Annotated in this window: 17 protein-coding genes; 12 read left to right on the top strand and 5 right to left on the bottom strand. The window is 56.1% G+C overall.

The genetic code is table 11. The annotated features are described in order from the left end of the window. Positions 1–96 precede the first annotated feature (96 nt). From CKA38_RS11355 to CKA38_RS11335, 5 genes are all read left to right on the top strand, one after another. Entirely contained in the window at positions 97–2,838 is a 2,742-nt protein-coding gene (locus CKA38_RS11355; protein WP_108825579.1) for a class I SAM-dependent DNA methyltransferase, read from the top strand. Next, positions 2,822–3,862 (top strand): hypothetical protein, encoded by a 1,041-nt coding sequence (locus CKA38_RS11350; RefSeq protein ID WP_152032829.1) that lies wholly within the window; start codon positions 2,822–2,824, stop codon positions 3,860–3,862. The genes CKA38_RS11355 and CKA38_RS11350 overlap by 17 nt, the downstream gene beginning before the upstream one ends. Continuing rightward, positions 3,859–5,901 (top strand): DEAD/DEAH box helicase, encoded by a 2,043-nt coding sequence (locus CKA38_RS11345; protein ID WP_108825577.1) that lies wholly within the window; start codon positions 3,859–3,861, stop codon positions 5,899–5,901. The genes CKA38_RS11350 and CKA38_RS11345 overlap by 4 nt, the downstream gene beginning before the upstream one ends. After that, entirely contained in the window at positions 5,894–7,090 is a 1,197-nt protein-coding gene (locus tag CKA38_RS11340) for a GIY-YIG nuclease family protein (RefSeq protein WP_108825576.1), read from the top strand. The genes CKA38_RS11345 and CKA38_RS11340 overlap by 8 nt, the downstream gene beginning before the upstream one ends. Before the next feature lie 182 nt (positions 7,091–7,272). After that, on the top strand, positions 7,273–7,854 hold the full coding sequence (locus CKA38_RS11335) for an NAD(P)H-dependent oxidoreductase (RefSeq protein ID WP_108825575.1): 582 nt from the start codon (positions 7,273–7,275) through the stop codon (positions 7,852–7,854). Positions 7,855–7,872: 18 nt separating this feature from the next. Here the strand turns inward: CKA38_RS11335 and ftsY are convergent, their stop codons facing one another. The 3 genes from ftsY to ribH all read right to left on the bottom strand — a co-directional run bounded on the left by ftsY (position 7,873) and on the right by ribH (position 9,961). Then, positions 7,873–8,823: a signal recognition particle-docking protein FtsY gene (gene ftsY, locus CKA38_RS11330; protein WP_108825574.1), complete on the bottom strand. Its 951-nt coding sequence runs from the start codon at positions 8,821–8,823 to the stop codon at positions 7,873–7,875. A gap of 209 nt (positions 8,824–9,032) precedes the next feature. Then, positions 9,033–9,485 carry a transcription antitermination factor NusB gene (nusB, locus tag CKA38_RS11325; RefSeq protein WP_108825573.1) on the bottom strand — a complete coding sequence of 151 codons (453 nt, stop codon included), beginning with the start codon at positions 9,483–9,485 and terminating at the stop codon, positions 9,033–9,035. Then, the gene (gene ribH, locus CKA38_RS11320; protein ID WP_108825572.1) at positions 9,482–9,961 is read right to left on the bottom strand and encodes a 6,7-dimethyl-8-ribityllumazine synthase; all 480 of its coding nucleotides are present in this window, start codon (positions 9,959–9,961) and stop codon (positions 9,482–9,484) included. Before ribH ends, nusB begins: the two co-directional genes overlap by 4 nt. Before the next feature lie 223 nt (positions 9,962–10,184). Here ribH and CKA38_RS11315 point away from each other — a divergent pair, with 223 nt between their 5' ends. The 4 genes from CKA38_RS11315 (at position 10,185) to fmt (ending at position 14,296) form a co-directional block, all read left to right on the top strand. Then, positions 10,185–10,871: a MotA/TolQ/ExbB proton channel family protein gene (locus CKA38_RS11315; RefSeq protein ID WP_108825571.1), complete on the top strand. Its 687-nt coding sequence runs from the start codon at positions 10,185–10,187 to the stop codon at positions 10,869–10,871. A 126-nt stretch (positions 10,872–10,997) separates the two neighbouring features. After that, positions 10,998–11,426 (top strand): ExbD/TolR family protein, encoded by a 429-nt coding sequence (locus CKA38_RS11310; protein WP_108825570.1) that lies wholly within the window; start codon positions 10,998–11,000, stop codon positions 11,424–11,426. A gap of 165 nt (positions 11,427–11,591) precedes the next feature. Then, positions 11,592–13,124: a ribosome biogenesis GTPase Der gene (gene der, locus CKA38_RS11305; protein ID WP_108825569.1), complete on the top strand. Its 1,533-nt coding sequence runs from the start codon at positions 11,592–11,594 to the stop codon at positions 13,122–13,124. Between the two features lie 95 nt (positions 13,125–13,219). Continuing rightward, complete coding sequence (fmt, locus tag CKA38_RS11300) at positions 13,220–14,296, top strand: methionyl-tRNA formyltransferase (RefSeq protein ID WP_236919010.1); 1,077 nt, start codon at positions 13,220–13,222, stop codon at positions 14,294–14,296. 69 nt (positions 14,297–14,365) lie between these two features. Here the strand turns inward: fmt and CKA38_RS15475 are convergent, their stop codons facing one another. Together CKA38_RS15475 and CKA38_RS11295 are read right to left on the bottom strand one after the other, a co-directional pair. Continuing rightward, the gene (locus CKA38_RS15475) at positions 14,366–14,758 is read right to left on the bottom strand and encodes a hypothetical protein (protein ID WP_236919009.1); all 393 of its coding nucleotides are present in this window, start codon (positions 14,756–14,758) and stop codon (positions 14,366–14,368) included. A gap of 44 nt (positions 14,759–14,802) precedes the next feature. Next, the gene (locus tag CKA38_RS11295) at positions 14,803–16,131 is read right to left on the bottom strand and encodes a hemolysin family protein (RefSeq protein ID WP_108825568.1); all 1,329 of its coding nucleotides are present in this window, start codon (positions 16,129–16,131) and stop codon (positions 14,803–14,805) included. A 327-nt stretch (positions 16,132–16,458) separates the two neighbouring features. Between CKA38_RS11295 and CKA38_RS11290 the strand changes: the two genes are divergently transcribed. From CKA38_RS11290 to CKA38_RS11280, 3 genes are all read left to right on the top strand, one after another. Then, positions 16,459–17,526 (top strand): sigma-70 family RNA polymerase sigma factor, encoded by a 1,068-nt coding sequence (locus CKA38_RS11290; protein WP_236919008.1) that lies wholly within the window; start codon positions 16,459–16,461, stop codon positions 17,524–17,526. Between the two features lie 205 nt (positions 17,527–17,731). Continuing rightward, positions 17,732–18,271: a DJ-1 family glyoxalase III gene (locus CKA38_RS11285; protein ID WP_108825567.1), complete on the top strand. Its 540-nt coding sequence runs from the start codon at positions 17,732–17,734 to the stop codon at positions 18,269–18,271. Between the two features lie 140 nt (positions 18,272–18,411). After that, positions 18,412–19,839, top strand: coding sequence for a dihydrolipoyl dehydrogenase family protein (locus CKA38_RS11280; protein ID WP_108825566.1), 1,428 nt, complete (start codon positions 18,412–18,414; stop codon positions 19,837–19,839). Positions 19,840–19,892 lie beyond the last annotated feature (53 nt).

Below are 19,892 nucleotides of genomic sequence, written 5' to 3'. Positions count from 1 at the left end.
TATTAGATCCACAAAATAATAGCGGCATGAAACCTCATTCTTCGAGCATCATCAAAGGCGGTCTTTTTGGATCCATCGCGCATAAAGGTTGAAAATATGAATGCCGTTGAAATCGAAGAAGCAGTGTCCCGTCTCGCCGAAGCCCCATTTGACATCGGCGAGTTTCCTTATGCCTTCCTCGAAGCTTTCGGAAACAAGGAAACCACGATCCGCCGACTTCGCACTGGCAACACCAACCAGTCCGACATCGGCGGCGTCCTTCAGCGAAATAACATTCACATCAAAACCTGCGCTGTCGGTGAAGTGCCTGCCACGCTTGCAACCTTGCGCGGAAGCCCGAAGACCACCGCGCAAAAGGCCAAGTTTATTCTCGCGACCGACGGCTCCGAATTTCAGGCCGAGAATCTCGTCGATGGTAGCACCGTCGCCTGCGCCTACCCCGATTTTCACGACCATTTCGGTTTTTTTCTTCCGCTTGCCGGCATTACCACCGTCCGGCAGATCAGCGAAAACGCTTTTGATATCAAGGCCACCGGTCGCCTGAACCGCCTTTATATTGAGTTGCTCAAGGAGAATCCCGACTGGGACACCGAGGCTCGGCGCGCCGATCTCAACCACTTCATGGCGCGGCTGATTTTCTGCTTCTTTGCCGAGGATACCTCCATTTTTCACGGTGAACAGCTCTTCACCGCAACGATTGATCAGATGAGCGCACGAGACTCCTCCAATACCCACGAGGTGATTTCCGAGTTATTTCGCGCGATGAACACCCCCGTTCGGAATAAGTGTCGCGAGGCGGCAGGCATCAAGAGCTGGGCGAACAGCTTCCCTTACGTAAACGGCGGCATGTTTTCCGACAGCGTGGAGGTGCCGCGTTTTTCCAAAATCGCCCGTTCCTACCTTCTCCATATCGGTAACCTTGACTGGACAAAGATCAATCCCGACATCTTCGGCTCCATGATTCAGGCCGTAGCGGACGACGAAGAACGCGGCGCGCTCGGCATGCACTACACCAGCGTGCCCAACATCCTCAAGGTTCTCAATCCGCTCTTTCTCGACGATCTCCGCGCCCGCCTCGACGAGGCCGGGGACAATGCGCGCAAACTCCTCAACCTCCGCCAGCGCATCGCCCGCATCCGCGTCTTCGACCCCGCGTGCGGTTCGGGCAATTTTCTCGTCATTGCCTACAAAGAAATGCGTTCCATCGAAGCCGTCATCAACGAGCGACGTGGCGAGCGCGAGCGCAAATCCGACATTCCGCTCACCAACTTTCGCGGCATCGAGATCCGCCACTTCTCCTGCGAAATCGCCCGCCTCGCCCTCATCATCGCCAAGTATCAATGCGACGTGCTCCATCGAGGACAACAACTCGCCCTTGCCGAGTTCCTCCCGCTCGAAGCCGCCAACTGGATCACTCGCGGCAACGCCCTGCGCCTCGATTGGCTTTCCGTCTGCCCGCCCACAAACAAAGGTGTGAAACTCCGTGCCGATGATTTGTTCGAAACGCCGCTCGAGCAAGCCGAGATTGATTTTGAAAACGAAGGCGGTGAAACGTATATTTGCGGGAACCCGCCTTACTTGGGAAGCAAATGGCAATCCAGCGAGCAAAAGGAGGACTTGAAGGATATTTTTGGGCCAGACACTGACAATTGGAAATCACTAGACTACGTATCGGGCTGGTTCATGAAAGCAGCTGAATTTAGCAAGTATTCTCCGAGTGATAGTGCTTTCGTTGCGACCAACTCTATATGTCAGGGACTCCAAGTTCCGATGCTTTGGCCCCTTCTGTTTGCGAAGGGTGTCAAAATCGCTTTTGCATACACTTCGTTTAAGTGGGCGAACCTAGCAACACACAATGCTGGAGTTATCGTTGTAATCGTTGGGCTTTCACAACGAAATTCGACGGATAAGCGTATTTACTCAAGCGATAGTGATAATAATATCGTGGAAAAACGGACAGATCACATTAATGCTTATCTTGTAGCTGGTAGTCATGTAGAAATTAAGCAATGCCGAATCCCGATCTCTAATCTCGCCCCCATGCTTTTTGGAAACATGCCTCGGGATGGAGGTAGTTTCATCCTTTCGACTTCGGAAAGAGATGTGGTTCTCAAAACTCATCCTGAAATATCTGCCTTTATCCGTCCCTACTTAGGTTCTGAACAAATGATTCAAGGCAAACCTCGTTGGTGCGTTTGGATCGAGGACAATCAGAGAGAGTATGCTGAACGACATCCTTTTTTATCTACTGTCCTAAAGCGTGTTCGGGAGTTTCGCCTCAAAAGTAGCGCCTCTTCTACTCGCGCCTATGCACAGAAACCGCATCGCTTCGTTCAAATAGCCGGCACAGCGAAAAAACACTCTCTTGCCATTGCGAAGGTTTCGTCAGAAAAGAGACCTTATTTGCCAGTCGATCTTCTCAACGCGGACGTGATTGTCAGCGACCTGTTGTTCGCTATTTATGATGCGCCTCTGTGGAATATGTCATTAATTATGTCACGCATGCATATCGTCTGGATCGGCACTGTATGCGGGAAAATGAAAACGGATTTTCGCTATTCGAACACATTAGGATGGAATACATTTCCTGTTCCTCGACTAACGGAAATAAACAAAAAAGAACTCACCTGTTGCGCTGAAAATATATTGTTAGCGCGTGAATCACATTATCCAGCGACAATAGCCGATCTCTACGACCCAGATCAAATGCCGAAAAACCTTAAATTTGCTCACGAAGCAAATGATGAGGTTGTTGAACGAATCTATATTGGCCGCAAGTTCAAGAATGATAGTGAGAGACTAGAAATTCTTTTTAGAAATTATGAAAACAAAGAATAAAGCATCCATGAAATCATTTATTCAAGTTCCTGAAGGCACGCCAGCGTTAGCATATTGGCGGAACATGCTTTCTCAAAATCCACAGTCGCTAATTGCTGCCTTCGCATATGTCACAGACTCAGGAGCCGCACAGATGCATGGGCTCAAAGATTGCTTCAAAAGTATCCAGCATTGTCGTTGGATCTTTGGTATTGATTACGGGCGCAGTCATCCAACGGCTATTCGTAAGATGGCAGAGCTGGCTCAGAATAGTGAGATTCGGATATATGACGGTGCCCATGTTGTGAAATCCCAATCTTTCACGCCCCGAAAAAGCTTCCATCTCAAGACGGTTGTTGCGGTGGACGGGCTGGGAAAGCCTAGCGAACAGCTAGTTGGCTCTGGAAATCTCTCCGGTCTCGGGCTTACAAGCGGTATTGAGGCGGGATGCTTAATTAATTATGAACGAAGCCAGTCAGCCGAAGGAATAGCAGTCGTTTCAATCTTAGAGCAACTTTGGGAGGAGTCGGTTCCCTTTGACAACATTATCAACGAATATGAGAATCTATGGACGAAGGCTACTGCGCCGGTAGTGGTTCCACGCAACAAACCTGAGAAGATAACTCGAAAGTTGTTTTGGGTAGATGTGGGATACGTAACCAAGAATCGCGGTAATCATAGGCCTGGAAACCAGTTTGATTTGCCCAGAGGGTCGCATATCCATTTAGGATTAAATGAAGTTTCCAATCCGACTAAGAACAGCTTGTTGGGAGAGTTGCGGATGCGCACTCCTGATGGTGTAATAATTCAACGATCCTTGCGTTTTGGAAATAATGCCATGGAAAAATTGACGCTACCGACCCCAGAGCAACACGGTTACGGAGCCTATGATGGTAAGATACTGACCTTTGAGCGGCAGAATGATACATGGGCACTAGAAGCTTTCGAACACGATGACTTTAAAGATGCTTATGGTAAGCATATCGACTGGTTCAACGAGATGCAAAGCGGACGATTATTTGGAACCATTGCAATACGATCATGAAAGAAAACATTCCTTCCGTTTCAGTCACCTACGCCCGCAACGGGCGTTCGATGAAGTCCAACGAACTCGGCATGCGCCCGATGCAAGAGCGCGCCTACCAAAAACGAGGCGAACAATATCTGCTTATCAAATCGCCGCCGGCATCAGGCAAAAGTCGCGCGCTCATGTTCATCGCGCTCGACAAGCTTCAAAATCAAAAAATCAAGCAGGCGGTCATCGTCGTGCCCGAACGAACCATCGGAGCGAGCTTTCGCGATGAACCGCTAAGCCAGCACGGTTTTTGGGCGGACTGGAAAGTCGAACCCAGATGGAACCTGTGTGACGCACCAGGAACCGACGGTGGCAAAGTTGAGGCGGTGAAGAAGTTTTTGGAGAGTTCCGACAAGACGATGGTCTGCACCCACGCAACCTTTCGCTTCGCGGTCGAACGTTTCGGGGTGGAGGTTTTCGACGACCGTTTGGTTGCGGTGGACGAGTTTCACCACGTTTCGGCAAATCCCGACAATCGTCTCGGCGACCATATCCGCCAGTTCATGGCTCGCGACAAAGCCCACATCGTGGCGATGACCGGCTCTTACTTCCGAGGCGACGCCGAGGCCGTGCTGCACCCCGACGACGAAGCCAAGTTCGACACCGTCACTTACACCTACTACGAGCAACTCAACGGTTACGAATATCTCAAACAACTTGACATCGGTTACTATTTCTACGCTGGCAGCTATACCGATGAGATTCTCAAAGTGTTGAATCCGGATGAAAAAACCATCGTGCACATCCCCAACGTGAATTCAAAGGAGAGCACGAAGGATAAGGTTCGCGAAGTGGAGCACATCATCGAGGAGCTCGGCGAATGGCAAGGCACCGATCTACAAACCGGATTTCAACGCGTGAAGACCGCCGCCGGCAAGGTGATCAAAATTGCGGACCTCGTGGACGACGAACCGGCCAAACGCGACAAGGTGCTAGCATCTCTTCGCGACCCCGCGCAGAAGGATAACCGCGAGCACGTGGACATCATCATCGCGCTCGGCATGGCCAAGGAAGGCTTTGACTGGATTTGGTGCGAACATGCGCTGACTGTCGGTTACCGTTCGAGCCTTACCGAGATCGTGCAAATCATCGGGCGAGCCACGCGCGACGCTCCCGGCAAGGCTCGCGCCCGCTTCACCAATCTCATCGCCGAACCCGACGCCACAGAAAGCGCGGTCGCTGAAGCGATCAACGACACACTCAAAGCCATCGCCGCAAGTCTGTTGATGGAACAAGTGCTGGCTCCGCGATTTGAGTTCAAACCCAAGAATCCAAATAATGCACCGACTTCCGGCTTCGACTATGGCGAGGGCGGTTATGATCCCAACAAGTGTAACGTGGGCGTGAATCCCGAAACGGGAAAAATCCAAATGGAAATCAAGGGACTTGTGGAGCCCAAGAGCCCCGAAGCCACACGGATTGTTCAGGAAGATTTGAACGAACTCATCACCACTTTCGTCCAGGATAAACAGGCCATCGAACGCGGCATGTTTGACCATGAACTCGTGCCGGAGGAGCTTACCCAAGTGCGCATGGGAAAAATCGTGAAAGAGAAATATCCGTTGCTTGCCGACGAAGATCAGGAGGCCGTGCGGCAACACGCTATCGCCGCGCTCAATTTTGTGCAGCAGGCCAAAAAAGCGTTGGCTGATGAAAACACTCACGAGTCAAAAAATACCGCGCTCATTGACGGCGTTCGTAAGTTTGCCCTTTCGGTAACGGAGCTCGACATTGATTTGATTGACCGCATCAACCCTTTTGGCGAGGCTTATGCGATCCTCGCGAAATCAATGACAGAGGAACGGCTGAAACAGGTTGAACAAATCATCGTCGGACGTCGCTCCACTTTGACGCTTGAAGAAGCGCGTGACCTCGCAAAACGCGCCCTGCGCTTCAAACATGAGAAAGGTCGCCTCCCCTCGCTTTCCGCCATGGATCCGTGGGAAAAACGAATGGCCGAGGGCATCGCATTCCTGCAAAGAAAAGTGAAGGAAAACGACAATGGCTGAACGCATCACAAACGACGATCTTGAGTTACTGGACAAACTCGGTGTGGAAGTCGAGTCCGAGCCCGCCAGTGGACGCACTCCAAAGGAACAACGTATCATCGCAGGTTTCGAGGAAATCGAACACTTTTTCGAAGCGCACGGACGCCTGCCCCAACATGGCGAAGATCGAGATATATTTGAACGGCTCTATGCCGTGAGGTTGGAACGCATTCGCGACTCAGTAGAGTGTCTCGGAATTTTGGAACCCTTGGACAAACACGGGCTGCTCGGAAAAAAAAATGAACCCGAGGCTTGTTGCGTAAACGAGGATTCAAGTGATGCGGCCTTGCTGGAATCGCTGGGAGTGGACGGGCAACAGAGTGAAATCAGCCAACTTGTGCATGTGCGTTCTCGTGAAGAAATCAAAGCCGCTGAGGAGGTTGCTCGGCGCACCCTCTGCGCGGATTTCGACCACTTCAAACCCATGTTTGAGAAGGTGCAGCAAGAGTTAACCGATGGCTCTCGACAAACCCTCAAATATCAAGACAACGCCGAGGTTAATCAGGGAGACATGTTTATCCTCGATGGACAAAAGATACTGGTCGCGAGCGTGGGAGCATCGTTTGTGAATGACTACGGACGTCCCGACCGCCGCCTCCGTGTAATATACGACAATGGCACCGAAAGCGACCTCCTCGTCCGTTCACTTCAACGTGCTTTGAACAAGGACAAAACAAGCAGACGTATCACAAAACCTGATCATGGCCCGCTTTTCTCTGATCAAACAGAGGAGGACGACGTCGCAACCGGCTGTGTTTATGTATTGCGAAGCAAATCCGATCATCCCTTCGTCGCTCAAAATCGCAACGTGCTGCACAAAATTGGCGTCACTGGCGGCGATGTAAAAAACCGCATCGCAAACGCCAAGAAGGATCCAACTTACCTTTTGGCGGACGTAGAGATCGTGGCCACTTTTAAGCTGGCAAACATCAATAGGGAAAAACTGGAAGCATTGCTTCATAAGTTTTTTGCCAGCGCACGTCTAGATGTGGAATTGAAGGATCGCTTTGGGACGAATATTGAGCCGCGTGAATGGTTCCTCGTTCCATTTTCCGTGATTGAGGAGGCCATCGAAAAACTGAAAGACGGTAGCATTGAAGATTACCGCTATAATCCCGAACGTGCGCAAATCGTGAAAAGGAACAAATGACGAGCAGGAGAACGCTCCGGGAAAAGCAACGTGCAATCTTTGCACATTCCAAAGCGGGCAAACGGATTGGCTGTTTGAGATTGCCGGTTTAAATCTGCGTCAATCTGTGTTCATCTGCGGTTACGTTTTTCCCACTTCAATCGCTCGCATCAGCATCACAAACTCAAATCACACCAACACCCATGTCGCACATACTTATTATCAACGGCGCAAAGCGATTTGCGCATTCCGAAGGCCGGCTGAACAATACGCTCACGGAAGTCGCGGAGACGTTCCTTCGCGCGAACGGGCACGATATCCAAGTCACCCATGTCGATCAGGGCTACGATATCGAGGCCGAGGTCGGCAAAATCTTGTGGGCCGACTCGCTCATTTACCAAATGCCCGGCTGGTGGATGGGGCCGCCGTGGATCATCAAAAAATACATCGACGACATATTCACCGCCGGGCACGGCAAGCTCTACGCAAGCGACGGGCGCAGCCGTCACTCCGACGCCAAATACGGTTCCGGAGGACTCGTCAAAAATAAGCACTACATGCTCTCCGTGACTTGGAACGCGCCCGTGGAGGCATTTGATGATCCCGCGCAATTTTTCGGGGGAGTGGGCGTGGACGGCGTGTATTTGCCCGTTCACAAGGCCAACCAATTCCTCGGCATGTCGCCACTGCCCACCTTCATGTGCAACGACGTCATCAAGCAGCCCGATATCGAAACCGACATCGCCCGCTATCAAGATCACCTGCGCAAGGTTTTCTGTTCCTGACGCTGGACGCGCGATGGCTTAATTCCCATTCTCCAAGCCGAAGACTGCGTTCACGTAGTTGTCGATTGAGAAGGGCTGGAGGTCTTCGGGTTGCTCGCCGAAACCGAGGAAATAGATGGGGAGCTTGAGCTGGCGGTAGATTCCCACAATCGCGCCGCCGCGGCTGGTGCCGTCAAGTTTCGTGAGCACGAGGCCGGTGAGGTTGAAACTTTCATGGAAAACTTTCGCCTGCTGGATCGAATTGGAACCGAGGCTGCCATCGACAACAAGCCAGCGATGTTGCGGCGCGGACGGGTCGTTTTTCTGGAGCACGCGGCGGATTTTCGCAAGTTCCTCCATGAGATTCGCCTTGGTGTGGAGGCGCCCGGCGGTATCGACGATGAGGACGTCGCGCTTGCGCGCCTTCGCCGCCTGCCATGCGTCATAGGCTACGGCCGCGGAATCGGCGCCGGTGTGGCTCGCGACGATGTCGAGCTCAAGACGCGCGGCCCAGGTTTTGAGCTGCTCAACGGCGGCGGCGCGGAAGGTGTCGCACGCGGCGAGCACGACGGTTTTGTTGTCTTCGCGCAAGCGCCACGCGAGCTTGGCCGACGTGGTGGTTTTGCCGGAGCCGTTGACGCCGATCATGGCGATGACCGTGGGATTCGGCGCGCCGTCGTCGGCGGTGGACGGCGGCGTGTCCTCAAGGCGTCCCTCGGAGCCGGCGAGCACACGGCGCAAAACCGCCGCGCCGATTTCGGCCGCCTGCTGTCCGCGGAGCGTCTTGTCCTTTTTGTAGGCGGACTGAATTTCCTGCAAAATTTCCTCGGTTGTCTCGACTCCGAAGTCCGCCGTGTAAAGCGCCTCCTCCAGCGTTTCCAGCGATGAGGCGTCGATTGGTTTGCCGCCAAAAAGCGCGGCTGTTTTCGAGGCAATGGCCGTGACGGTTTTCGAAAGGCCGTCTTTGAATTTTTTAAATAAACCAAACATGAAAATAAGAAAAGGGCTGAAAGACTGAAGGCAGAAGGAGTCAGGAGTCAGAATACAGGATTCAGGAGGGCGCTGCCGCGCCGGTGAGTGTTTTAGGTTGAAGATTCAAATTTAAGATGCGGAAAGGGGCGGAATCCGGCGTTCTGGCGCTCCGGCCTTTGATTTTCTTTTTCAGCCTTTCAGCCCTTCAGTCTTTCAGCCTTTCAAAATCACCCGGCTTTTCGGGCGTCGCGTCCGAGCTGGTCTTTAAGCCGGTCGAGGATGCCGTTGATGAAGCGTTTTGAATCGTGCGTGGAAAATTGTTTCGAGAGGTCGATGGCCTCGTTGATGGAGACGATGGGCGGGATGTCCTTGCGGTGCGTCATCTCGAAAATCGCCATGCGCAAGATCGCGAGGTCGATGCGCGCGATGCGGTCGAACTCCCAGTTGTGCGCGAACTCCTTGATGCGGGCATCGATCTCGCCGAGGTTTTCGATAACGCCATTGATGAGCTCCTCGCCAAACGCGTAATGCTCGCGGGGGTTTTGTTGCGATTGGAAAAACACGTGCAGGTCCTGCGCGAGGTTCGCGGGCGTGTTGAGGCTCCAGGCGTAGAGAAACTGCATGGCGGCGACGCGGCCGTCGCGGCGCTGGGCAAAGATGCCTTTTTTACCGTGGTTCATTTTTTTGCGGAAAGGGTTTTCTTCAACGCGGCCATTTCGAGCGCGGTGTGCGCGAACTCGCTGCCGCGCGCAATCTTGCCGAGGCAGCGCGTTTTTGCCTGCTGCTGGTTTTCGGCGACAATAATGCCGTTGATGACCGGCGTGCGCGTGTCGAGCGCGACCCGCTGGAGTGCGTGCGCGGAGGCGTCGGCGATCACTTCATAATGGATGGTGTCGCCGCGGATGAGCACGCCGAGCGCGATGAGAACATCGGGCTTTTGCGAGGCGGCGAGCAGTTGCACGGCGGAGGGCGCCTCGTTCGAGCCGGGCACGCGGTGAATGCGGATGTTTTTTTCCTTAACGCCGGCGCTGACGAGCGTCTCGTATGCCTGATGCAGAAGCGCATCGACGAGCACGCCGTTGAAGCGCGCGGCTACGATGCCGACCTTGAAAGCGGCGCCGTTGATGGATTGTGGCTTGGGCGTGTCGAGACTCATGAGTGAAAAAATGAACCTGTCTGTGTGCAATCGGCGGGCGCGCGGCGCAACATCGAAAATGCGCCCAATCCGCCTTCGCGCGAAAAACCCCGCACGCATTCCGCCTCCCGCAAAGAAAAACCGCGCACAAACGCCCTTTTCCTGTTGATGCCCACCCCTAAAAAACGCAACGCTTCATCCTTCGTTTTCCAAAGCTCAAACCATTTTCATTGTTTTCACGTTCATGTATTCGATTCTGGCAAGTATTTCCGTTGTTGATGTGTTCATGCGCTGCGATCTTGTCGGCAAGGTCATCGTGTGCGGGCTCGCCGTGGCCAGCATCATCGCATGGGCCGTGATGATCGGCAAACGCAACGACCTCGCGCAACTCCGCCGGCTCAATCTCGCCTTCGACCAGCACCTCCGCGACCAGCGCTCGCTGCTCGATCTCCCCGAGTCCTACCGCAACAAACGCTCGATCCCCTACGGCGACCTTTTCGCCGACGCAATCAACGCCTACTGGCGCGCCGCCGAAATAGGCAAGGCCAAGGGAATCGACACAAAACAATACCGTCTCGAGCACACCGAAAACGCCCTCCAGCGCGCCCTCTCGCGCCAGATCCTCAACTACGAGTCGAGCATGGTGTTTCTCGCCTCGATCGTGTCCGGCGCGCCCTTCCTCGGGCTGCTCGGCACCGTCTGGGGCGTCATGGAATCTTTCAGCGCCGTTTCCGTGCAGCAAACCGCGAGCATCCAGACACTCGCGCCGGGCGTCTCCTCCGCGCTCCTCACCACGGTCGCCGGCCTCGTGGTCGCGATCCCCTCGATGTTCGGCTACAATTATCTTTTCTCAAACAACAAACGCCTCATCACCGAGCTCGAAAACTTCGCCAGCTCCCTCTCCGACCGCATCGAACTCGAATCACAGTAAGGGGAAAAGCCTGAAAACCTGAAGGCCTGAAGGCTGAAAAAATCATCCCAAACACTACAAATCTCACACCGACGAAGTTCCGAAATTCAGCATTCAGGTTTTCAGAACTTCAGAACTTCCACCACAATGTCCCGTTTTGTCAGACGCCCGCGCCAGTCGCACCCGATCGCAGAGTTGAACGTCACCAACCTGATCGACCTCGGCTTCACGCTTCTGATCATCTTCATGATCGCCACGCCCCTGATCAATCAGGAGCAAACCATTCCCGTAAACCTGCCCATCCAATCTCCATCCGAAGGCCTGAAGCCCGATCCGAAAACCCAATTCATCGCCGTCACCATCCGCGAACAAGGCGACTACTTCATCGATCAACAACTGGTCACGCTCACCGAACTCCGCACCCGCCTCAAGGCCATTGGCGCAAACCCGGCAAACATCGTCATCCGTATCCGCGCCGACGGCAACGTGCCCTACCAGAAAATCATTTCGCTGATCGACGATCTCAAGCAGAACAACCTAAACAAAGTAACCTTCGACACCCAGGCTGGAGCGTAGCGTGGGAAAGGCTGAAGAACTGAACGGCTGAAAGGCTGAGTCGGAAAGCCAAAGGCCGGAGAGCCGGATCGCCAGTGTCTCAAACCAAATCTCATCATTAAAAAATTTTCGGCGCGGCAGCGCCCTTTTGTCTCCTGTATTCTGAATCCTGACTCCTTTTTTTCCATGTCCCGCTCCGTTGTCATCGTAGGTCGTCCCAATGTCGGCAAAAGCCGCCTCTTCAACAGGCTCGCTCGCAAGCGCATTTCCATTGTCCACGACAAGCCCGGCATCACGCGCGACGTCGTCGCTACGCGCATCGCCGACGGCGACTACACGCTCCAGGACACCGGCGGACTCGGGCTCAAGGGCGGAGAGACGCCCGCGCAACTCATCGCCGCGTCCGAAAAGCAGGTCTCCTTCGCCATCGACACGGCCACGCTCATCCTCTTTGTCGTCGACGGACTCGAAGGCCTCACAGCGCTCGACACACGCATCGCCGCCGAGCTGCGCAAAGGCAAAAAGCCCGTGCTCCTCGTCGTAAACAAGGCCGATTTCGGCGAGGAAAAAATCGACATCGCCGAAGCCTACCGACTCGGCCTCGGCGAGCCCCTCTTCATCTCCGCCGAGCATGGACGCGGCGAAACCGATCTTCGCACCGCGATTAAAAATCACCTCGACGCCAGCGACACCGCCGAGGCAGTTGAAACACAAGAGGACGCGCCGCGCCCGCTCTGCGTCTGTTTCATCGGGCGCCCCAACGTCGGCAAATCCTCGCTCTCAAACCGACTCCTCCGCTCCGACCGCCTCATCGTCAGCGACGTGCCCGGCACCACGCGCGACGCGGTCACCCACGATTTCCAATTCCGGGGACGCGACAAAAAACTCCACCCATTCCGCCTCATCGACACCGCCGGCATCAAGGCCGCGACCAAGCTCGCATCGCCCGTCGAATATTTTTCGCGCCTCCGCTCGCTCGACTCGATCAAGGAAACCGACGTCGTCTTTGTGGTCCTCGACGCCATGGAAGGCGTCACCCAGCAGGACAAGGCCATCGCCGGCGAAGCCATCAAGGAGCACAAACCCATCATCGTCGTCGTCAACAAATGGGATCTCGTGCACAAGGCTTTCGCCGACGGCACGACCGCCTCCACCGCCCTGCGCGGTTTCAAAAACGAGCGCGAATACCGCGAGAAATACGAGAAGGCTGTTTTTGAGCAGCTCTACTTCACGCCCGGCGCGCCCCTCATCTTTGTCTCAGCCATGAGCGGCTACGAAGTGTCGCGCATGTTGAATAGCGCCGTGAAACTCCACCGTGTCCTCGATAAAAAAATCCCCACCGCGCGACTCAACAAACTCATCGTCCACCTCGCCGAGCGCACACCGCCGCCCGCCGTCGCCGGCCGCCGCTTCCGCATCTACTACGCCACGCAAACCAGCAATCACCCCTTCCGGATAAAAATTTTCTGCAACCGCGAGGGAAACCTCGCCGAAAATTACCGCCGCTACCTGGAAGCCGGCGTCATCAACGAATTCGATCTCCACGGCTGCCCCGTTTATTTCGACCTCGTCGGCAAAAAAATCGACCCCGAGCGCGTCGGCAAATACAGCGACGAAAAACGCGCGCATCTCGCCCGCCTCCGTAAAAACTCGCCCGTCGACGAAACTCCCGGCGGAGATGACGACGATTTTCAACCTTTCGAAACAATCGAGGACTGATTACTCACAGCGGCTTAAATTGTCGAACGCACAAGCCACAATCCCGGCCGCAGTGCCGTTCTTTCACTCTTCACCATTCACTCTTCCCCTTCTCCATGCTCCGCCTTGTTTTCATGGGTTCCGACCCGATCGCGCTGCCGCTCCTCAACTGGATTGCCGGTGCCGACGGCGCACAGCACGCGCGCATCGTCGCTGTTTACACGCAACCCGACCGCCCCTCGGGGCGCGGCATGAAAATCCGGCCCAACGCCATAAAAACGTGGGCGCTCGAGCGCGGCATCCCCGTGCACCAGCCGGAAAAACTCACCGACGAAACCCGCGCCGAACTCGCCGCGCTCGAGCCCGACCTCTCGCTCGTCATGGCCTACGGGCACATCCTGCGCGACGACTTCATCAACACGCCCCGCCTCGGCACGCTCAACCTCCACACCTCGCTGCTCCCCAAGTATCGCGGCGCCTCGCCGATCCAGACGGCCATCGCGTGCGGCGAGCGCGAAACCGGCGTCTCGCTCATGCGCATCGTCCGAAAACTCGACGCCGGCCCCGTCGCCGACGTTGAGCGCGTGCGTATCGAAAATCTGGATACGGCGCTCGACGTGGAGCAAAAACTCGCCGCCGCCTGCGTCCCACTCATCGCCCGCGCGCTTCCCCGACTAGCAACCGGCGAGCTTCAGTTCACCGAACAAAACGAGGCGGACGCCACCTTTTGCCGGCGCCTTGACAAGGCAGACGGCGCGCTCGACTTCAACGTCCCCGCCGCCGTGCTCGCCGCCCGCATCAACGGCCTTTATCCGTGGCCCGCGTGCAGCGTCGAAATCAACGGCACCTACCCGATAAAATTCGGCCAGGCAGATAGTGTGGAATGGACCATTCCCACATGGATGAGCATACTGTCGGGTTACAAGGGCAAGGTTAGTTGTGTGTCATTTGGCAATACCCTGATGTGGGGAGCCGGCGGCCTGGCTGGCACGGCAGATCCGCTCCCGCCCGGCACCATCCTCCCCTCTGACACCAGCATCATCCACATCGCCACTGCCGACGGCATCCTCCGCATTCACCGCCTGCAACGCCCATACGGCAAAATGGTTCCCGCGGCCGACTTCCAGGTCGGCTGGTCCATCAGCCCCGGCAAGCAACTGAGCTCGCAGCCCATGACAAAATTACTCTCGTAGGGGCGTCGCTCGCGACGCCCCTACGCATCTATTGAAGCAGGTTTGGCAACCTGCGCTGCAAATCTCGTCTCACCAATTCTTGCGGCTTACTTTCGGCCATTTTTTCATTGTGATATTCCCCAGAAAAAAACCGTTTTTATCCACGACCCACCCCTCATTCGTTTTTTTGTAGAATACGAGCATTACTCCAGGCGCTATTCGCGATTCCGCCAAAAGCACAGTAATACCCCCATCCTCTTCTTTGCGCATCCCACGTGCCACAAGATCATGCGCTTTGGTGGCATCATTGGCAATTGCCTCCAACTCCTCACGAGGAACGTCAATTTTGCGAGCCAAACCACTCCACGGTTCAGGCTTCTCTTTGGAAGTGCTGGACGCGCATCCGGCATACAAAAAACATGACAATATAATCAGCAGCAACCGCGCAGGGTGTCTGTATTTTGACGAATCACGAGATGCCATTTGTGTTCTCAAGTGAATCACGATATTGCTGAATGCGCTACGTGTTACTTCGTCGTCTCGTCGGGCGCGTCCGTTTTCGTTTTGCTCACGAGCACCTTGTCCACGCGGTGGCGGTCCATGTCCACGATTTCGAAGCGCCAGCCCGCGTATTCAAAGAAGTCCCCGGACGCTGGAATGCGTCCGAAATTCGTCACCATAAAACCGCCGAGCGTTTGAAAATCCGCCTCCTCCTCGTGGGGAAGCTCGTCGATGTTGAGCAGCGATTTTAAGTCCCCCGTGGTCAGCGTGGCGTCGATCAGCCACGAACCGTCCTCGCGCTGTTTCGATGCGGGCGCCTCGCGGCTGTCCTGCGCGGGCAGGTCGCCGACAATCGCCTCGAGCACGTCAATGAGCGTGACGAGCCCCTGGATCGCGCCGAACTCGTCGGTTATAAGCGCGATGTGCTTGCCGGTCTTCTTGAACGACTCCAGGAGGTGCATTGCCATCATCGTCTCCGGCACCACCAGCGGCGAAACGAGCAGGTCCTTCAAATTGGTTTTTAACCCGATCGCCGAATGCGCCCAGAGCGCCTTCACGGCAACCATGCCGAGCACATGATCGCGGCTGCCTTGGTAAACGGGAAAATACGAATGGCCGCTCGCCACGATTTTGCGCCAGTTCACCTCCTCGGTGTCGTCGAGGTTGAGAAAAACAATCTTCGGGCGGGGCGTCATGATCGCGGTCACGGCCATCTGGTCGAGTTCGAGCACGCCTTCCACCATTTCCTGCTCGGCCTTGTTAAACACGCCCGCGTGCAATCCCTGCTCGATGAGTATGTTGACTTCCTCGTCCGAGACAGGCGAGTCCTTCGGCGCCTTGTTTAGTCCGAAAATGCGCAGAAATCCCTCGGTCAAATATGACAGCAACGCGACAAGCGGCGAGACCACGGCGGCGAGCTTGTTGAGGATGGGCGCCGTCCACATCGCGATGCGCTCGGGATACGCAAGGGCGATTCGTTTCGGCACCAGTTCGCCCAGGACAACCGTGCTCAGCGTCAGCACAACAACAACCAGCGCGATGGCGATTTCCCGCGTGAACGCCGGCATCCACGACACCTGCGCCAGCAACACATCCAGTTTTTTGCCGACGGTCTCGCTACTGAATGCGACATTCGTGTAACCGATCAGCGTGATTCCGATTTGCACGGTGGACAGAAAGCGGGTCGGCGAGATCGCCGTGGCGAGCGCGACCGCGGCGCGCGTCTTACCCTCGTCGGCGAGCTGCTTCAGGCGAGCCTTGCGGGCCGAGACGACTGCAATCTCCGAGAGCGCAAAAAAGCCGTTGGCCAGCAACAAAAGGAAAATGACAAAAAGTTCGGTTGAAAGGCTGGTCATGAATTCTCGGAATAATTGAAGGCTGAAAGCCCGCCATGCAAATACATTGAGCCTAAAAACGAGCGCCCCGCATTTTCGGGTGTGTTTGCCTCGGGAACGTGTGGTTTTGGTTGCCGCCGTGGTGTTCGTAGCGCACGCCGCACGCCCTCACACACGATTTTTGTTGGGTTTCCGAGCCGGGGGCTTCGGTTTTGCCTGCGAAATTGTAAATAAAATATAAACGCCTGCCAAATCGCTATTTATTAACAATTTTTTGCCCATTTTGAAATCGAACAACATCAGCGACACGCCCACAAAAGCATTCAAACACAAGTAGAAATGCAGCCCATGTTCAATCAAACATACCAAGAAAACACACATGCACAGCATGATGAAACCGAACTGACAATCGCACTCCCCTTCGCGCCAAACCGCATGCCGTCGCCGGATGCGCCGCCGTCGTTTCTTGAAAAATACGAGGCCGCCGCCGTCGAGTCCGAGCCCGCCGGACGAAGCAACCTGCAACTCTACTTGCAGGAAATCGGCAGGACGCCGCTCCTCACCCTGGAGGAGGAAACCGCCCTCGCCCGCCGCATTCTCCGCGGCGACAAGGAGGCCCGCGACCACATGATCAAGGCCAACCTCCGCCTCGTCGTGAGAATCGCCCGCGATTACAAGGATTTCGGCCTCCCCTTCCTCGACCTCATCAGCGAGGGCAACATCGGCCTCATCAAGGCCGTCGAACGCTTTGACCCAGACAAGGGCGGAAAACTCTCCACCTACGCCGCGTGGTGGATCAAACAATCGATCAAGCGCGCCCTCGCCAACCAAAGCAAAACGATCCGCCTGCCCGTCCATCTCGTCGAAAAAATCTCGAAATTGCGCCGCGCCGCCCATGCGCTCAGCGAGGAGCTCGGACGCGAGCCGACCGACGAGGAACTCGCCGCCGAACTCCAGATTCCGACCGCCAAGGTTACGCACCTCAAGTCCGTCAGCGCCCGCCCAAGCTCGCTCGACGCACCCGTCGGCAGTGAGAGCGATTCGGCGCCCCTTGGAGAACTCATTGGCGATGAAAACACCGCGAACCCGTTTGACAGCCTGCGCGCGCGCAATCTCAGCATTGATCTTCGCAACATGATCGACTCGCTCGACCCGCGCGAAGCCGAAATCATCAAACTGCGCTTCGGCCTCGGAGACGCCGTCGAAATGACGCTTGAGGAAATCGGCAAAAAATTCCGCATAACGCGCGAACGCATCCGGCAGTTGCAAAACTCCGCCCTCATGAAAATGCGAAAAGCCATGGCGCAAAACGAGGCCCTGCGCTCGCGCGCCGAGATCGACGAGGAAACACGCCAGCGCAAACGCATGGAAGTGATCCGCGAGTTCATCGAGGCCAACTCGCAGGCGGTCTCGTAAAACAAGGCCAAAACACACCCGCGTCCCGGGAAAGCCGAGCCCCTGCTCGGCTTTTTTGCGCATCCCGTCCCGCGCCGCCCCCACCAAACTTTCCGAGTGCAACCGCACTCATTCTGTGTAGTCTCATTTTTCAACATATAATTCTTCATCTCCCGAATCCTGTATTCTGACTCCTTTCATTTTCACACTTCACTCTTCCCATATCATGCCAACAGTCCTTGCACTATTGCCGGAAGGTTTTGAGGAACTCGAAGCCATCGCCCCCATCGACATGCTCCGCCGCGCCGGAGTCGAGGTCACCACCGCCTCGCTCACGGAAACCCTCTCCGTAAACGGCCGCAACGGCATCACAATCCAAGCCGACGCCACACTTTCCGCAAACCCGGAAAAACTACACGACATGCTATTAATCCCCGGCGGCCCCGGAGTAAAACTCCTCCGCGCCGACCCGCGCGTCTCCGCGCTCGTGCGCGCCCACGCCGGGGCCGGCCGCTGGCTCGCCGCCATCTGCGCCGCGCCCACCGTCCTCAACGACGCGGGCCTCCTCGCCGGCCTCCGCTACACCTGCCACACATCCGTCCTCAACGAACTCCCCACCGCGCTCATGCAAGAACGCGTTGTTGTTGACGCCAACATCATCACCTCGCGCGGCGCCGGCACCGCGATCGACTTCGGACTGGTGCTCGTCAAAAAACTCACCACCCCCGAAAAGGCCCGCGAAATCCAAGCCTCCATTTGCGCCTGAACCGCTGCGCGGAAGAGTGAAACCTGAAAAATAAAGAGTGAAGAAAAAGCGCACTTCTCCCGTTTTCACCCGTCACCATTCACTCATCACCCTTCCGCCGCTCCCCTGCCTGAAATTTAACGCCACCAAACCTTTTTCACATGCCCACCAAACCCTACGACCTTCTCGTCCTCGGCGGCGGCTCCGCCGGTTTTAACGCAGCGCGAGTCGCGCGCGACGAATTCGGCAAACGCGTCGCCATCGTTGACGGCGCGCGCGAACTCGGCGGCCTGTGCATTCTTCGCGGATGCATGCCCTCGAAAACCCTCCTCTGGATGACCGAGGTCCTGCACCTCGCGCAAAAAGGCAAAACCTTCGGCCTCCACATCCCCGTCGCGCGCCCGGATATCCGCGCCATGCACGCGCGGAAGAAAAAAATCATCGCCGAGTTCGCCGACTACCGCGCGCGCGCCATGAACTCCGGCAAATACGACCTCTACCGCGCAAACGCCCGATTCATCGACCCGCACACCGTCGAACTCAACGACGACAAACGCACCCGGATCTCCGCAAAAAAAATCCTCATCGCCACCGGCTCGCGCGTATCCACTCCACCAATACACGGCCTCGCCGACACCCCGCACTGGACAAGCGACGACGTCCTCGACCTCAACTTCATCCCCAAAAGCGTGATCGTCCTCGGCGGCGGCATCATCGCCGTCGAACTCACGCAATACCTCCGCCGCCTCGGCGTCCGCGTGACGCTCATCCAGCGCAGCCCCAACATCCTCCGCGACCACTCCCCCGAGGCCAGCGCCGTCATTCAACAGGCGCTCCGCGACGAAGGCGTCGAACTCTTTACCCACACTCGCATAGAAAAAATCGCGCAGACAAAACGTGGCGTCCGCGTAACCTTCGCGCACACGCACAACGGCGCCACAAAAAGCGTCGCCCGCGAAGCCGCCCACCTCTTCAACGCACTCGGACGCGAACCCAACACCGCCGGCCTCAATCTCGCCGCCGCCGGCGTCCGTCTCACACCCGCCGGCCGCATCCGCGCCAACCGCCACCAGCAAACCACCACGCCGCACATCTACGCCGGCGGCGATGTCTGCGGTCCCAACGACATCGTGCACCTCGCCATCGCCCAAGGCGAACTCGCCGCCCGCCACGCATTTCTCCCGTCAACCCGCCCGCCGCGGATCCCCGCAATCCTTTCCTCGGCGCACCTCCTCAACGTCGTCTTCACCGACCCCGCGCTCGCCACCATCGGTCTGCTCGAAAGCCAACTCCGCGCAAAAAAAATCCCCTTCATCGCCGCCAGCTATCCCTACAACGACCACGGCAAAACCATCCTCATGGACGCCAACGCCGGCTACGTAAAAGTCCTCGCCGACCCAAAACGCGGCCGCATCCTCGGCGCCGAAATCGTGGGCCGCGACGCCGGCGAGCTGATTCACATCTTCAGCACCCCGCTCATAATGCGCGCGACAGTCCACGACATGCTTCGCGCTCCCTGGTATCATCCCACCATCGCCGAAATCATCACCTACCCCCTCGAAGAACTCGCCGAAAAAACAAACCAATAATTAACCAAGGAGAACACGGAGATACACAGAGACAGAGGAAAATTGATCAGCTA

The organism is Ereboglobus luteus (genome assembly GCF_003096195.1).
Classification (GTDB): Bacteria; Verrucomicrobiota; Verrucomicrobiia; order Opitutales; family Opitutaceae; genus Ereboglobus; species Ereboglobus luteus.
The sequence above is the reverse complement of the archived record's forward strand: the minus strand, read 5'-3'. Positions and strand labels throughout refer to the sequence as shown.